The following is a 14,130-nucleotide window of genomic DNA, read 5'->3' on the forward strand; positions in this document are numbered from 1 at the left end:
GCAAAATTGGTGTCAGAGCAAAATATGGCGGTGTGCTATAGTTTCCCCATGGAACTGGAGAAACTGAAGAAAGAGTGTGATATCAAGGCGTTCAAATCCAGCGGGCCTGGGGGACAGCACAGGAACGTCACCGAGTCGGCGGTAAGGCTCAAGCATCTCCCCACGGGGATCATCGTTATTGGACAGTCTCATCGTTCCCAGCACCGGAACCTTCTGGATGCCCTCGAGCGTCTTGCCCGCAAGCTGGAGGATAGGGCAAAACGCCGCAAGCCCCGGGTTCCCACCAGGAAGGCTGCCGGGATCAGGGCCAGGGAAATTGAGGCAAAACGGAAAAACAGCCGGTTGAAAAGATCCAGGAAAAAGGTTGATGACTTCACATAAAGCCATTGATGGACTTTTTACGGCCCTATCAAGATTGGACACAATATGCCTGAGGACTGATCACCCTAATTCATTCAGGGACCTTACCCGGAACCTCGCCCCCATCTCCACGGCGATAGCCCTGCATGCATCGATATCCACATCGGGATGGTCAACCACCGTTAGGACAACATCCATGCCGGCAGCGAGGCATGATCGGGCAAAATCCTTCACCGCCTCATAGGACCCCCCGCCGAAGCCCGGCCGGCACAGACGTTCAAACGTACCGGCGTCCTGGGCGTTGAGGCTGACGGAGACCTCATCCACCATCCTCGATATGTCCGGGGTGATATCGCGGCCATGATAGAGGCTGCCGAGACCGTTTGTGTTCAGACGAATGTGCCGGGCTCCCTCCTGCCTGATACGCCGGGCAACCTCACGCATTTCATCCAGTCGAATGGTCGGTTCCCCGTAACCGCAGAAAACCACCTCCGATCGTTCCGCCCAGTTCCTGTCCTCGAGAGCGGCGAGCATCTCTCCGACAGACGGGTCGGACTCAAGCATCAGGTCATGGCCTTTCACGATGGGGTCCGTGCTTCTACGGCAAAAGATGCAGGCGCTTGTACATTTTCCGGTGATATTCAGATAAACCGAATCGCGGATGGTATAGGCGAAGCGGGAACCCGGCAGGGTAACCGGCAGGTCGAAAAACCGGACGGCGTTTCGGGTGGTGATGCGGGCCACATCGTCCAGCGTAAGGCCCTTGACCTCAGCGATCTTTTCGGCAACAAGGGCGACATTGGCAGGCTCGTTTCTCTTCCCCCGGTATGGATGGGGCGGCAGGTAGGGCGAATCGGTCTCCACAAAGATTTTCTCCAGGGGGACCAGGGTGAGGATCTCTTCGGCCCATTCCCGGCTGCGCCTGGAGGGGAAGGTGATGGTTCCCGTAAAGGACAGGTGAAGGCCCAGTTCCAGGTAAGCTGCGGCATCCTCGGCCGTTCCCGAAAAACAGTGTATGACCCCGCCTTTCGGCGGCAGGCCCTCCTCCATGAGAATCTCCCTGGATCGCCGGTAGGCGTCCCGGATGTGAATGACCACAGGGAGATCCACCTCTTTTGCCATGTCCAGGTGTTTTCGGAAAGCGTCTTCCTGCAGATTGCGGGGGGCCCGGTCACGGAAGAAATCCAGGCCGGTTTCCCCAATTCCCACGACTTGTCCCCTGTGTGCGATTTTGGAAAGTTCCATCATCGCCTCATCGTCGGCATCCAGGGCGTCGTGAGGGTGAATGCCGACGACTGCGGATATCTCCGAATAGTGTTCGGCCAGTTTGAAGGCCCTTCGGCTTTCGGCGACGGTGGAACCCACAATGATGATGTGAACTACGCCGGCGCCGTGTGCCCTTTCCAGGACACTCTCAAGGTCCCCGCGAAAGGGTTTCATCTCGAGATGTGCGTGGGAATCTATGAGGTGTGCTTTCGTCACTTGATGCGTGTTCCCGGTTTGACCTCTCCATCGAAGGTAAAAAGGTGGATTCCGTCTTCGTCCGACGCCGCCAGGAGCATGCCGCGCGACTCGACACCCATCAGCCTGACAGGTTTGAGGTTGGCCACGACGGCGATGTTCTTTCCCACCAGCTCTTCAGGGGTGTAGTGCTCGGCAATGCCCGCGACGATCTGTCTCTTCTCGCCGGTATCAACCTGGAGCCGGATAAGTTTCTTGGATTTAGGTACGTTTTCAGCCTCGAGGACCGTTCCGGTTACCAGTTGGACCTTTGCGAAATCATCAATGGTGATAATGTTGTCATCCATGGTGGGCTTCACTCCTTTCGATATCTCCGCTTCTACCGATTCATTTTTCTCCGTCGGGGTCCCAGCGGGGATATCAGGGGTCTCCTCGATGCGGGGGAACAGCGCCGGCCCCCGGAATGTTCTTGTTCCTCCGGGGAGTCCCCCCCACCGGTTCAGCGACACGATGGTCTTTAGCTCATGCCTGTCGGCGATCCCCAACTGGCGGAACATCTTTTCCCCGGTTTCCGGCATGAAAGGAGAGACCATTACGGCCACCTGACGAATGGCCTCGAAGATGGTGAACAGAACGGTATCTAGCTTCCCGTCGTCTCCCTCCTTTGCCAGTGCCCAGGGAGCGGCGGAATTGATGTACTTATTGGCCGCTCCAATCAGATCCCAGATCGATTTCAGAGCCCGATCGAAGGTCAGGCTCTCCATATGAGCCGAAAGATCCTTCAGTGTCCGGGATGCGTGGGAGGCCAGGGCTTTTTCAGGATCGCCCCTGTTTTTGCCGTCTTTCGGCGCGGGGATGATCCCTTTTCTGTATTTTTCCAACATCCCGAGGGAACGCTGGAGAAGGTTGCCCAGGTCGTTGGCAAGGTCGGAATTGATCCTTCCAACCAGGGCCGAATGAGAGAAATCGCCGTCCAGGCCGAACGGCACCTCCCTGAGGATGAAATATCGTATGCTGTCTGCGCCATACATATCAAGGAGAAGGTGCGGCTCAACCACGTTTCCCATGGATTTGGACATCTTCTGACCCTCTACGGTCCACCACCCGTGGGCGAACACCCTGTGGGGCGGCGGCAGCCCGATTCCATGAAGCATTGTGGGCCAGTAAATCGTATGGGTAGTCAATATGTCCTTGCCGATCAGATGGGTGGAGTTCTCCCAGAGCACGGTGAACCGATCCTCGTCGACATTATATCCCGCGCCCGTGACGTAGTTGATGAGAGCGTCAAACCAAACGTAGGTGACATATTCGTGGTCGAACGGAACCTCCACACCCCAGTGGAGCCTGCTCTTCGGACGGCTGATACACAGATCGCCAAGGGGCTTTCTGAGAAATCCGAGCATCTCGTTTCGCCTGGTCTCAGGCTGTATAAAACCCGGGTCGGCCTTGATATGCCCGGTAAGCCAGTCCTGATATCTACCCATCCGAAAGAAGTAGTTGCTCTCCTTTATCTGGACGACCTTCCGGCCGCAGTCGGGGCATTTTCCGTCCGTAAGATCCTTTTCCGTCCAGAACCGCTCATCCGGAACGCAGTACCATCCGTTGTAGGTACTCCGGTAAATGTCTCCCCTGTCGTACAACACCTGAAGAAAATGCTGAACGATCGCCTTGTGACGCTCTTCGGTGGTCCTGATGAAATCGTCGTTGGAGATATTAAAGCGCCGCCAGAGCCTCTGAAAACGGACGACCATTTCGTCGCAATGTTCCTGGGGAGAGAGCCCACGATCATGGGCGGCCTGCTCCACCTTCTGGCCGTGCTCGTCGATCCCCGTCAGGAACATGACCGACTTGCCGGTGGAACGCATGAAACGGGAAGCCACGTCCGCCGCCACCGTGGTGTAAACGTGGCCAAGATGTGGAACATCGTTGACATAATAGATGGGAGTGGTGATGTAGAAAGTTTCATTGCTCATTTCAGCTGTTCTCTCAGATCATCGATGCTCATGGTCAAGGGGCCATGGTTCGGAATGTCAATGGTAACGGTTCCGGAAAAAAAATCGTAGGTTCTCACTTTGCCCGTCCCCTCGGGTAGTTTTACCTTTTTTCCCGCCTTCGGGAGACCGCTTGTCGCTTCCTGATATTGCTCGTACTCGTAATGAAGACAGCACAGGAGTCGGCCGCATCCTCCGGAGATCTTGGTGGGATTGAGAATAACGTTCTGTTCCTTGGCCATTTTTACGGAAATCGGCGCGAACTCCCTGAGGAAGGTGCTGCAGCAGAATGCCATCCCGCACGGCCCCATCCCTCCAAGGACCTTGGCCTCATCACGTATGCCGATCTGCCGCATCTCAATGCGGATCTGCAGTCTTTTGGCCAGTACCCGGACCAGTTCGCGAAAGTCGACACGCTTTTCGGCCGTGAAGAAAAAGACAGCTTTGGACCGGTCCAGGAGGTACTCGGTCTTGACCAGCCGCATCGGTATTTCCCAGTCGGCAATGATCTCCCGGCATGCCTTGTAAGCGGATTTTTCCAGAACGCGATTTTCCCTGTCGCATCGTATCTCTTCAGGATCAGCCTTTCTCAGGATGTTGTAACTCCCGCAGCCGGCGCAGTGTATTTCAGCCGGTGGGGTTCGAACCACCCCCAGGGCGTTTCCCTGCCTGGTCTGGACCACGACCTCGTCTCCGGGGCAAAGAGTGTGATCACGGGTATTGAAGAGGGACTCCCTGTTCTGGCTCCTGATAAATACCCGCACCTTCCCGGGGGGCGGCTGGGCGTCCGGCATATCATTGCCGTTTTTGCTGATGTCCTCATCCATCTAAAAAACCTCTCCGCTCAGTGTAATATTCCGGCCTGCCTGTCCGTACTTTCTTAATCTGAGAAGCAGGTTGTCCATGGTCAGTTCTACGTTGGTGTTGTTCTCAAGATCCTCCCTCGCATCCTCAATGGATTCGAGGGCCATGGAAAGCGGTCCACCCCCCAGTTCGTCGGCGCGGAAACTCAGGGTCGCCATTTGGGAGCTGTGGATCAACTGGTTCTTCGGGGCCCCCTCCGACAGGATGAGCATGTCCCTGTACCACTGGGCCATGAACTCCATGACCTTTAACGCCTCCGTTCGGTTCTTCCCCCAGCGTTTTGCAAGGTCAAGAAGTTGAGCCGGTCCGGCTTCATGCAGAGAGGATAGAGGCTCGAACTCCTCCGCCATCCTTTCCGGTATCTTCTCCCGGTGGTATTCCAGTCCTCTCGCCATGCTCCCCCTGGCCATGGATGCCAGAAGCGCCGCGCGTTTTTTATCGATGCCTTCAGCCTCCAACAGGGTCTCCATTACGGGGCGGCTCAAGGGGCGGAAGGCCAGGACCCGGCAGCGGGATGAAACAGTCGGCAGCACCGAGTCCTTGTCCGGCGCTATAAGGACAAATCGCGATGTGGCCGGCGGCTCCTCGAGGGTTTTTAAGAGCGCATTGGCGGCGTTGGGGTTCATCTGGTGGGCGCCGTCAATGATGAATGTGGAAGTTGTTCCCATTAACGGCATGAGGTAAGCCCTCTCGATGAGGTCGCGGATCTGTTCGATAACAATTATCCTTTTCCCCGCAGGGGGCCGCACGATTAAGAGGTCAGGATAGGAGTTGGACAGGTGGTGCCGGCAGGAGGAACAGGACCCGCACGCCGGAGCGCCGTTTTCACAGTTAAATGAGGCGGCCAATGCCACGGCAGTTCCCATGCGGCCGCAGCCGGATGGGCCCGTGAAAAGGAATGTTGTGGGCACACGGCCGCTTTCCAAGGCGCGAACCAGGATTCGAACGGCGCTTTCCTGGCCTTGGATTTCGTCAAAGAGCATTGGGAAACCTTTCCCTGAATTCCGCGAGGACCCGCGATGCCAGGTCCTCCGGGCGGTTTGATGCGTCCAATACCAGGAACCTGTCCGGCTCCTGTCCAGCCAGATCCAGGTATCCTTCACGGATTTTCCCGTGAAATTCAGGCTGCTCATCGTCCATCCTGGTTTCCGCGCCCGCGGCCTCCCGTGCGTTGCGGGATTTCGCCCGCCCCAGCCCTTCCTCCGGCGGGAGGTCAAGAAGGACGGTCAGATCCGGAACCAGCCCTTCCCGGGCGAGGGCGTCCGCGGAACGTATCGTCTCCTGTGGTATTCCCCTGCCGTAGCCCTGATAGGCCGCGGTAGCATCCGAGAAACGGTCACAAAGAACAGTCCTTCCCCTGTCGAGGGCCGGTCTTATCACCTCCCGTACGTGCTGTGCCCTGTCCGCCGCGTAAAGGAAAAGTTCGCTCAAAGGTTGAATGTGCGCCCCCGCGGGGTTCAGCAGGATCGCTCTTAATTCCCTTCCGAGGACAGTACCGCCGGGTTCCCTGGTAATCAGGGGGTCTATGCCTATATCCTTGAGGAGGAGGGCCAGCTGTGACACAAGGGTGGATTTTCCCGACCCCTCTATCCCTTCAAAAGTGATAAAAATCCCTCTCATGGATCTCCGTTTCACCGGTTCCCCGATTCAAGCCTTTTCGTTACGGTGAGCCGCATTCCGATGGGTCTCCTTTGACCTTCTCGATCAGATGGACGAGAAATGGGAGCAGAACAGCCGTGCTCTCCCGGACTGCCTTGGGGCTTCCGGGCAGATTGATGATAACCGTCTTCCCGCGAACCCCGGCAATCCCCCGAGTGAGGCAGGCAGTCGGCACCCGGTCTCTGGCGGCTGCCCGCAACGACTCCGGTATACCGGGGATCTCGAAGTCCAGCACAGCCCGGGTTGCCTCGGGCGTCCGATCCCGGGGGGCCGGTCCTGTACCTCCGGTGGTAAGGATCAGATCCAGTCCGGCCTCATCGGACCAGTCTTTCAGCGCTGCGGCGATGAGGCTTTCCTCATCGGGCAATACCTCCGATTTTATCCAGCTGATACCCAGGGATGAAAGGCCTTCGATTATGGCTGGTCCGCTCAGGTCCTCGTATTCCCCCCTTGATGACCTGTCGCTCAGGGTCATGACGCCACCCTTAATGAGCATCTGTTTTTCCGCCGTCCACGAGAGTGATGGCATCACCGGGTTTTATTAGGCCGCCCTCCAGAACCCTGACGAATATCCCTTCCCTCGGCATGACACAGTCACCCGCCTGGTAATAGATGGCGCAGTGGTTGTGGCATATCTTGCCGATCTGGGTCACCTCGACGAGAGACTCGCTCCCAAGCCTGAGCCACTGTCCCACGGGCAGGGAGGTCAATTCGAGGCCCTCGGTGGTGAGATTTTCCGCGAAATCCCCAGGCCCGACCGCAAGCCCCTTCCTGGTCATCTTGTCTATACTTTCCATGGCAAGGAGGCTGACCTGCCGATGCCATTTTCCGGCGTGGGCGTCGTTCTCGATGCCGTGTTCAGGTATCAGGAGCGCCGACGGGACATTTTCCTTGCGCACGCCTTTACTGTCACTAATGGAAACCGCGACTATCTTCATGCCTCCCTCACAATTCAGGGTCAGGAATAATGGCGCTTCAAAGAACTAAGAAACATACCTCAAATGCCGCATTGATTCAAGCTAAGGAACTTTCCCGTATCCCGACCCCGGTTTCTGACACCGAGGCCACAGACCCTGCTCCTGGAACGTCCCTGACGGGACGTGCATGGGAGTAAGGGTGTAAAGGAGTATGGGCGTATTTGCCTTCGCCAAGGTTTCCGTCTTCGTTCCCTAAACTACGACGTGACAGGCCGGCGTGACAGGTCGAAGTATCTGAGACTCTGGACACTGGACTCTGGACACTGGACTCCTCCGGCCTGAAGGAAGCCGCCACCGGTGGTTGCTAAAAGAGGGGAGAGAGGGTAAAATTTGCTGGACAGTATGGTCTAATATAGAGTATCTAAGGTACGTTCAAATTTCCAGCCATGTAAACCACTTGGACGGACGGGGAAAATGGACAAAAGACAGATCAAGTATTTCGAAAAGAAGCTCAAAGCATGGAAGGAAGAGCTTGTCCTCGGGGCTACGAAAACCGTGGACGGAATGCATGAGCAGAAGACGACGTTCCCCGATCCCACCGATCGGGCCTCCATGGAAACCAACCGTAATTTTCTCCTTAGAATCCGCGATCGGGAAAGGAAGCTCATCAGCAAGATCGACAAGGCCGAGGAGCGTATTAAAGACGGCACTTTCGGGATTTGCGAAGAATGCGGCGAAGACATCGAGATCAAGAGACTTGAAGCCCGTCCGGTAGCCACCCTCTGTATCCACTGCAAGACGCTTCAGGAGGAAGAGGAGAAAATCATCCAGAAGTAGGATCGGAAGTTCAGGTGGACCCACCTTAAGGTACCCCTTGTTTAACCTTTGCCAACCTCATAAAAAGTACCTTGGCCCTCGATTTCTGACGGGACACCGCAGAGTGCATGCCTTTTCTTCCCATGGCGGGGAAATCCATGTGGACAACAGGCCCGGCGAGGGAGTAACTTTCGCTTTGACACCACCGGTTGACGAGTGGTGATCAGAGTGATAAATCCCACGGTAAATTTCGAGGAGCGATGATGAGAACCATCCTGGTTGTTGATGATGAGGAGGATATCCGCCTCCTTTACAAGGAGGAGCTGGAGGAGGATGGGTACAATGTTCTTCTCGCCTCTGACGGTCAGGAGGCTGTGGAAAGGCTTGTGAAAGATAAGCCTGACCTGGTTGCCCTGGATATCCGGATGCCCGACATGGACGGCATCGAGGTCCTGCAGCGTATCCGTGGCATGGACAGGGAGATCCCCATCGTTATTTCCACGGCATACGGGGATTACCGTCAGAATTTCGACGTGTGGGCAGCTGACGCCTTCGTGGTAAAAACGGCCAACCTGGATGAGCTGAAAAACACCATCAGGGACCTTCTGCGTCATGAAAGTTGATGACTTTGCAAAAAGTCATCAATGCACTTTTTACGATCCTATCAAAGTCGGCGGAGGGAATATTTCCAGGCGGCTTTTTTCCACTAAAGTCGTTATCCTCCTTGCGCTCCTTGCGCTGGTCCCGATCCTTCAAAGCTGCGGCAGCCCGAAGCCTTTCCGGGAGACCAGGTTCCTCATGGGTACACTGGTCGAGATCGTCGCCTACCCGGACACCCCGCGTGTCAGGAAAAGCGTCGGCCATGCCTTTAAGCGGATGACCGATATCGAGGCTCTGGCCGGCCCTCACTCCGACACCTCCCCCCTGGCCCTCCTCCGGGAGGGGAAGAAGGTGAATCTCCCCGAAGACCTGAGAAGGATCCTGCAGGTCGCCCTTGATACGGCCCGCCGAAGTTCGGGGGCGTTTGACCCGACAATGGGGAAGGTGATTCGATTATGGGGTTTCGATGGCGATAACCCGGGGATCCCTTCCCCCGCGGAACTGGATGCCGCCATGAAAACCGTCGGATATGCCCGCCTGAAAATGGGCAGTGGCGGGGAGGCAGCCTCCACAGGTCCGGTCTGGATCGACCTGGGCGGGGTGGCCAAGGGCTACGCTGTCGACGCGGCAGTACATGTCCTGGAGAAAGAAGGGGTCAAGGCCGGTATCGTTAATGCGGGGGGCGATCTCAGGGCTTTTGGAAAAAGGCCGGGAAGAAAAACATGGCGCATAGGAATCCAGGATCCCGATAAACCCCAGGGGATGGCAGGTGTCCTGGATCTTGTGGATGGATCGGTAGCTACCTCGGGCGATTACGAGAGGTATTTTACAGTGGACGGCGTCCGTTATCACCATATACTCGATCCAAAAACAGGTCGTCCGGCACGGTCCGGGCTGAGGAGTACAACGGTAATTACCTCCGACTGTGTTCTGGCTGATGCCCTGGCCACGGCGGCCTTCGTTCTGGGGCCGGAGAAGGGTTTGGATCTCCTGGAAAGGATGCCCGACGTTGAGGGGGTACTGATCGCCGGGGGAGGCAGGATATTGAAGACATCCGGTACCGGGTCGGTGGTGAGGTTTGAGAAGCGTTAATAAAAAAGGAGAAGAAAAGGGTATCGAAGAACTCGTCCGGCGGCCCACCCCTTGGGATATCGCCCTTTTTCTGGTGCTCTTTGTTCTGGTCTTCACGATTCCCGGTGTGATCCGCGGCGAAACCGGGGAGGGGACGACCCTCGAGGTCAGGACCCGGACCGGTGTAGCCGTCTACAGCCTGCTGGAAGATGGTGTCCATACGTTGACAGGGCCCCTCGGGGACGCAAAGCTCATCATCAGCGGCCGAAAGGCCAGGCTGGAAAATTCCCCCTGTCCCCTTAAAATCGGCGAAGCCATGGGGCCCGTTAAAAAGCCGGGAGACGTTATCCTGTGCCTTCCCAACCAGATATCCATCAGGGTAATCGGGGAGGTCGCTGTCGATGCGGTCTCCAGGTAGGATCACCACGCTGGCGCTCCTCGTGTCGGCCGCTTTCGTCCTCTCGAGCATGGAGAGATTACTGCCCAACCCGGCGCCCATGGTCCGGCTGGGCCTGGGGAATATCATGACCCTCGCCGCCTTCGTCATGGTGGGGATCAGGGGAGGGATATGGGTGACCGCGGGGAGGGTGGCCCTGGTCTCCCTGGTGTGGGGCGGGCTCCTGTCACCCACCGCGGTGCTGTCGGCGGCCGGGGGCGCGGCCGGCTTGGCCGTCATGGTACCCCTGGCGCTTCAGCCAGGGCGCTTCAGCCTTTACGGTGTGAGCACAGCCGGGGCATTCGCCCATGTCGTGGCCCAGCTCGCCGTGGCGTCTTTTCTCTACGTCCGGTCCCCGGACCTGTTTAACCTTCTTCCCTTCCTCGGCGTCGCGGCGCTGGCCACCGGTGTATTCAACGCCTTCGTCGCCGGGATACTGGCAAGGCGCCTGGAGGAGGTAGGGGGGCGGTAGGGCGAGCGCCCGGGTCTTTGTTCCGATCCCGGATCACTGAGACCAGAAATCGCCCGATGTGTTGATCGGACTTCCCCCCAGCATCTCCACGGTGGAGCCGTCGAGGACGTACGCCTGGTAATGGTCGGTTCCGTTGTCGGCCCCGAATATCAGCTTGCCGTTTACCTCTAAAAACCGGTAGGGATAATAGTTCGTCCCCGACGGCCCCGACGACCCGGACCCGGGGTTGATGTCGGTGACCATATAGGCTGAGGAGCCGTCGTAGGCCCACAGCTCGGCCCCATGTGAACCGTCGTACGCTCTGAAGTACAGATTGCCGTTGTAGGCCGTGAGGTACAGCGGAGCCGAGTCGCTTGGGCTTGGTCCGGGGAAGATGTCGGTGACCATATAGGCCGAGGAGCCGTCGTAGGTCCACAGCTCGTACCCATGTGAACTGTCGATGGCTTGGAAGTACAGATTACCGCCGTAGGTCGTGAGGTACGACGGCCAGGAGGAGCCCTCAGTGATGTTGGTCATATAGGCCGAGGAGTCGTCGTAGGCCCACAGCGCGACCCCATGAAGGTTGTTGTATGCTTGGAAGTACAGCTTGCCGCTGTAGATCGTGAGGTACGACGGATACGACCCGTCGGGCCCGGGGAAGATGTCGGTGACCATATAGGCCGAGGAGCCGTCGTAGGCCCACAGCTCGTACCCATGTGAGCCGTCGCTGGCTTGGAAGTACAGGTTACCGCCGTAGGTCGTGAGGTACGACGGATACGACCCGGCGGACCCGGTGTAGATGTCGGTGACCATCTGTGCCGAGGAGCCGTCATAGGCCCACAGCTCGGCCCCATGTGAGCCGTCGCTGGCTTGGAAGTACAGGTTGTCGCCGTAGGTCGTGAGGTACACCGGGGACGATCCACTTGTCCCGGTGTAGATGTCGGTGACCATCTGTGCCGAGGAGCCGTCGTAGGCCCACAGCTCGTACCCATGTGAGCCGTCGCTGGCTTGGAAGTACAGGTTACCGCCGTAGGTCGTGAGGTATGACGGCGACGATCCACTTGTCCCGGTGTAGATGTCGGTGGCCATCTGCGCCGAGGAGCCGTCGGTGCTCCACAGCTCGTACCCATGTGATCCGTCATTGCCCGCGAGGTAGATCGATTCCGTGCCTGAAGTTCCGCTTCCGCCCCCGCCGCAGGCGGTTAGAAGCACCGCGACACCAAGGAAGATGGAAACCGCCGCCGGGATGAAGCTGGCCTTTCTCATGATTATCTCCTTTCTGTTGTTTCAGCGAAAATCTTACGCGCCGGCTGCTGCGTCCGATTACCCCGAGGTCGCGCCGATAAAGGAGATCATTCGTCCTGCGTCTTTCCGCGCCCGGAAGGAAAAGAAATTCCTTTCATCACAGGATGTACAGTTCCCGAGGACCTCCATGCCCTCCCCGGGAATTCCTGCCGCCAGGAGCTGCGCGCGGACCGAGGCGGCAAGGTCCATAAAGAGCCGCTCTTCCCTCCTGAGAAAAGCCGATTGGGACCCGGGCAGGGGCGCCAGAGCCTCCATGACCTCCAGGCCGACCTCGTAGCAGCACGGGCCGATAGCCGGCCCGAGGGCCGCCAGAAATTCTGAGGAAGGGTTTCCGGAGAGGGAGGTGATGATCCGGACAGTTTCGCCCGCGATCCCCAGGGCAAGGCCGCGCCAGCCGCAGTGGACAGCGGCCACCATGCCTGATTGCGGGTCGGCCAACAGAACAGGCAGACAATCGGCTGTCCGCACGCCGACGAATGTCCCCGGCATCGTGGAGATCAGGGCGTCACCCTCGGTGAATCGATCAGGTTGCTCCGGGACAGCGCGAAGGGACAGTTTAGCCCCGACCCCATAGTTTGAAATAGGATCAGGACCCATCGTTCCAGGCGCCCGGTCCGTTTGCCCGGCAATGACCACGATGCGGTTTCCATGAACCTGCCGGAGGGTAAAAATGGGGCATGGGAGTTCAACACCCTCCATTTCCGTGGTGCCGAACCCATGTAGGATTCCCGCGTCATCGAGGAGTCCTGATTGAATCAGGCTCAATTTTGTCTCCCCCCTCTCTCCGGACCTGTTTAGCCTTCTTCCTTTCCTCGGCGTCGCGGCGCCGGCCACCGGTGTATTCAACGCCTTCGTCGCCGGGATGCCGGCAAGGCGCCTGGAGGAGGTAGGGGGGCGATAGGGCGCCGTGCCCGGGTCTTTGTTCCGATCCCGGATCAGTTGGGAACAGGCCAAAAATCACCCGTTGTGTTGATCGGACTTCCCCCCAGCATCTCCACGGTGGACCCGTCGAGGACGTACGCCTGGTAATGGTCGGTCCCGTTGTTGGCCCCGAATATCAGCTTGCCGTTTACCTCTAAAAACCGGTAGGGATAATACGCTGTCCCCGACGGCCACGACCCTGTGGACCCGGTGTTGATGTCGGTGACCATATAGGCCGAGGAGCCGTTGTAGGCCCACAGCTCGGCCCCATGGGTGCCGTCGTGTGCTTCGAAGTACAGGTTGCCGCTGTAGGTCGTGAGGTATGAAGGGGCCGATCCACTTGTCCCGGTGTAGATGTCGGTGACCATATAGGCCGAGGAGCCGTCGTAGGTCCACAGCTCGCCCCCATTGGTGTCGTCGTTGGCGTTGAAGTCTTGCCGTCGTAGGTCGCGAAATACGCCGGATACGACCCACCAACCCCGGTGTTGATGTCGGTGACCATATATGCCGAGGAGCCGTCGTAGGCCCACAGCTCGTACCCATGGGTGCCGTCGTTCGCTCTGAAATACAGGTTGCCGCCGTAGGTCGTGAAGTATGAAGGGTACGATCCACCGGTCCCGGTGTAGATGTCGGTGACCATATAGGCCGAGGAGCCGTCGTAGGTCCACAGCTCGCCCCCATTGGTGTCGTCGTTGGCGTTGAAGTCTTGCCGCCGTAGGTCGCGAGGGATGAAGGGTACGATCCACCGGTCCCGGTGTAGATGTCGGTGACCATATATGCCGAGGAGCCGTCGTAGGTCCACAGCTCAGCCCCATTGGTGCCGTCGTCCGCTTTGAAGTACAGGTTGCCGCCGTAGGTCGTGAGGTATGAAGGGGCCGATCCGCTTGCCCCGGTGTAGATGTCGGTGACCATATAGGCCGAGGAGCCGTCGTAGGCCCACAGCTCGACCCCATTGGTGCCGTCGTGTGCTTCGAAGTACAGGTTGCCGTCATAGGTCGTGAGGTAGGACGGCCACGACGACCCACCGGACGTGGTGTTGATGTCTGCGACCATCTGCGCCGAGGAGCCGTCGGTGCTCCACAGCTCGTATCCATTGATGCCGTCATTGCCCGTGAGGTAGATCGACGCCGTGCCTGAAGTTCCGCCTCCACCGCAGGCGGTCAGAAGCACCGCGACGCCAAGGAAGATGGAAACTGCCGCTGCCGGGATAAAGCTGGTTTTTCTCATGATTATCTCCTATTTTATGTTGTTTCAACGAAAATCTTACGTGTCGGCCGT

At 58.0% G+C, this 14,130-nt stretch carries 16 protein-coding genes and 3 pseudogenes; 6 read left to right on the forward strand and 13 right to left on the reverse strand.

The genetic code is table 11. The features are described 5' to 3' along the window. Nucleotides 1-48 precede the first annotated feature (48 nt). Nucleotides 49-381, forward strand: a complete 333-nt coding sequence (locus tag GXP52_10390) for a peptide chain release factor-like protein (protein ID NOY87690.1) — start codon at nucleotides 49-51, stop codon at nucleotides 379-381. 60 nt (nucleotides 382-441) lie between these two features. On the opposite strand, the gene GXP52_10395 is transcribed toward GXP52_10390, so the two are convergent. The 7 genes from GXP52_10395 to GXP52_10425 are packed head-to-tail and all read right to left on the reverse strand — an operon-like array spanning nucleotide 442 to nucleotide 7,273. Then, complete coding sequence (locus GXP52_10395) at nucleotides 442-1,842, reverse strand: YchF/TatD family DNA exonuclease (protein ID NOY87691.1); 1,401 nt, start codon at nucleotides 1,840-1,842, stop codon at nucleotides 442-444. After that, nucleotides 1,839-3,794, reverse strand: a complete 1,956-nt coding sequence (metG, locus tag GXP52_10400; GenBank protein NOY87692.1) for a methionine--tRNA ligase — start codon at nucleotides 3,792-3,794, stop codon at nucleotides 1,839-1,841. The genes GXP52_10395 and metG overlap by 4 nt, the downstream gene beginning before the upstream one ends. After that, nucleotides 3,791-4,639 carry a hypothetical protein gene (locus GXP52_10405; GenBank protein ID NOY87693.1) on the reverse strand — a complete coding sequence of 283 codons (849 nt, stop codon included), beginning with the start codon at nucleotides 4,637-4,639 and terminating at the stop codon, nucleotides 3,791-3,793. Before GXP52_10405 ends, metG begins: the two co-directional genes overlap by 4 nt. Then, nucleotides 4,640-5,659, reverse strand: a complete 1,020-nt coding sequence (holB, locus tag GXP52_10410; GenBank protein ID NOY87694.1) for a DNA polymerase III subunit delta' — start codon at nucleotides 5,657-5,659, stop codon at nucleotides 4,640-4,642. It lies immediately after the preceding gene. Continuing rightward, complete coding sequence (gene tmk / locus GXP52_10415; protein NOY87695.1) at nucleotides 5,649-6,287, reverse strand: dTMP kinase; 639 nt, start codon at nucleotides 6,285-6,287, stop codon at nucleotides 5,649-5,651. Before tmk ends, holB begins: the two co-directional genes overlap by 11 nt. A 49-nt stretch (nucleotides 6,288-6,336) precedes the next feature. Then, the gene (locus GXP52_10420; protein ID NOY87696.1) at nucleotides 6,337-6,831 is read right to left on the reverse strand and encodes a MogA/MoaB family molybdenum cofactor biosynthesis protein; all 495 of its coding nucleotides are present in this window, start codon (nucleotides 6,829-6,831) and stop codon (nucleotides 6,337-6,339) included. Next, on the reverse strand, nucleotides 6,821-7,273 hold the full coding sequence (locus GXP52_10425; GenBank protein ID NOY87697.1) for an MOSC domain-containing protein: 453 nt from the start codon (nucleotides 7,271-7,273) through the stop codon (nucleotides 6,821-6,823). Before GXP52_10425 ends, GXP52_10420 begins: the two co-directional genes overlap by 11 nt. Before the next feature lie 453 nt (nucleotides 7,274-7,726). Here GXP52_10425 and dksA point away from each other — a divergent pair, with 453 nt between their 5' ends. The 5 genes from dksA to GXP52_10450 all read left to right on the forward strand — a co-directional run bounded on the left by dksA (nucleotide 7,727) and on the right by GXP52_10450 (nucleotide 10,647). Then, the gene (gene dksA, locus GXP52_10430) at nucleotides 7,727-8,089 is read left to right on the forward strand and encodes an RNA polymerase-binding protein DksA (GenBank protein NOY87698.1); all 363 of its coding nucleotides are present in this window, start codon (nucleotides 7,727-7,729) and stop codon (nucleotides 8,087-8,089) included. A gap of 242 nt (nucleotides 8,090-8,331) precedes the next feature. Continuing rightward, on the forward strand, nucleotides 8,332-8,691 hold the full coding sequence (locus tag GXP52_10435) for a response regulator (GenBank protein ID NOY87699.1): 360 nt from the start codon (nucleotides 8,332-8,334) through the stop codon (nucleotides 8,689-8,691). Then, complete coding sequence (locus GXP52_10440; protein NOY87700.1) at nucleotides 8,681-9,760, forward strand: FAD:protein FMN transferase; 1,080 nt, start codon at nucleotides 8,681-8,683, stop codon at nucleotides 9,758-9,760. Before GXP52_10435 ends, GXP52_10440 begins: the two co-directional genes overlap by 11 nt. Continuing rightward, the gene (locus GXP52_10445) at nucleotides 9,747-10,157 is read left to right on the forward strand and encodes a hypothetical protein (GenBank protein NOY87701.1); all 411 of its coding nucleotides are present in this window, start codon (nucleotides 9,747-9,749) and stop codon (nucleotides 10,155-10,157) included. The genes GXP52_10440 and GXP52_10445 overlap by 14 nt, the downstream gene beginning before the upstream one ends. Further along, nucleotides 10,141-10,647, forward strand: a complete 507-nt coding sequence (locus tag GXP52_10450; GenBank protein NOY87702.1) for a Gx transporter family protein — start codon at nucleotides 10,141-10,143, stop codon at nucleotides 10,645-10,647. The genes GXP52_10445 and GXP52_10450 overlap by 17 nt, the downstream gene beginning before the upstream one ends. A 33-nt stretch (nucleotides 10,648-10,680) precedes the next feature. On the opposite strand, the gene GXP52_10455 is transcribed toward GXP52_10450, so the two are convergent. The 6 genes and pseudogenes from GXP52_10455 to GXP52_10480 form a co-directional block, all read right to left on the reverse strand. Continuing rightward, complete coding sequence (locus GXP52_10455; GenBank protein NOY87703.1) at nucleotides 10,681-11,892, reverse strand: hypothetical protein; 1,212 nt, start codon at nucleotides 11,890-11,892, stop codon at nucleotides 10,681-10,683. Between the two features lie 57 nt (nucleotides 11,893-11,949). Then, nucleotides 11,950-12,885, reverse strand: coding sequence for a peptidoglycan editing factor PgeF (gene pgeF / locus GXP52_10460; protein NOY87704.1), 936 nt, complete (start codon nucleotides 12,883-12,885; stop codon nucleotides 11,950-11,952). Continuing rightward, the gene (locus tag GXP52_10465) at nucleotides 12,867-13,382 is read right to left on the reverse strand and encodes a hypothetical protein (GenBank protein NOY87705.1); all 516 of its coding nucleotides are present in this window, start codon (nucleotides 13,380-13,382) and stop codon (nucleotides 12,867-12,869) included. The genes pgeF and GXP52_10465 overlap by 19 nt, the downstream gene beginning before the upstream one ends. A 53-nt stretch (nucleotides 13,383-13,435) precedes the next feature. Beyond that, nucleotides 13,436-13,654 (reverse strand): annotated as a pseudogene (locus GXP52_10470) (hypothetical protein). Beyond that, nucleotides 13,573-13,764: pseudogene (locus GXP52_10475) on the reverse strand (hyalin). The pseudogenes GXP52_10470 and GXP52_10475 overlap by 82 nt, the downstream one beginning before the upstream one ends. A gap of 81 nt (nucleotides 13,765-13,845) precedes the next feature. Continuing rightward, a pseudogene (locus GXP52_10480) lies at nucleotides 13,846-14,079 on the reverse strand (hypothetical protein). Between the last annotated feature and the right edge of the window lie 51 nt (nucleotides 14,080-14,130).

This window comes from Deltaproteobacteria bacterium (assembly GCA_013151915.1).
Lineage (GTDB): Bacteria > BMS3Abin14 > BMS3Abin14 > BMS3Abin14 > BMS3Abin14 > BMS3ABIN14.

Bases quoted from the DNA above. Each gene is read 5' to 3' on its own strand.
- GXP52_10390 (NOY87690.1), top strand. From the start codon at position 49: ATGGAACTGGAGAAACTGAAGAAAGAGTGTGATATCAAGGCGTTCAAA.
- metG (NOY87692.1), bottom strand. From the start codon at position 3,794: ATGAGCAATGAAACTTTCTACATCACCACTCCCATCTATTATGTCAAC.
- GXP52_10405 (NOY87693.1), bottom strand. From the start codon at position 4,639: ATGGATGAGGACATCAGCAAAAACGGCAATGATATGCCGGACGCCCAG.
- holB (NOY87694.1), bottom strand. From the start codon at position 5,659: ATGCTCTTTGACGAAATCCAAGGCCAGGAAAGCGCCGTTCGAATCCTG.
- GXP52_10420 (NOY87696.1), bottom strand. From the start codon at position 6,831: ATGCTCATTAAGGGTGGCGTCATGACCCTGAGCGACAGGTCATCAAGG.
- GXP52_10425 (NOY87697.1), bottom strand. From the start codon at position 7,273: ATGAAGATAGTCGCGGTTTCCATTAGTGACAGTAAAGGCGTGCGCAAG.
- dksA (NOY87698.1), top strand. From the start codon at position 7,727: ATGGACAAAAGACAGATCAAGTATTTCGAAAAGAAGCTCAAAGCATGG.
- GXP52_10435 (NOY87699.1), top strand. From the start codon at position 8,332: ATGAGAACCATCCTGGTTGTTGATGATGAGGAGGATATCCGCCTCCTT.
- GXP52_10440 (NOY87700.1), top strand. From the start codon at position 8,681: ATGAAAGTTGATGACTTTGCAAAAAGTCATCAATGCACTTTTTACGAT.
- GXP52_10450 (NOY87702.1), top strand. From the start codon at position 10,141: ATGCGGTCTCCAGGTAGGATCACCACGCTGGCGCTCCTCGTGTCGGCC.
- GXP52_10455 (NOY87703.1), bottom strand. From the start codon at position 11,892: ATGAGAAAGGCCAGCTTCATCCCGGCGGCGGTTTCCATCTTCCTTGGT.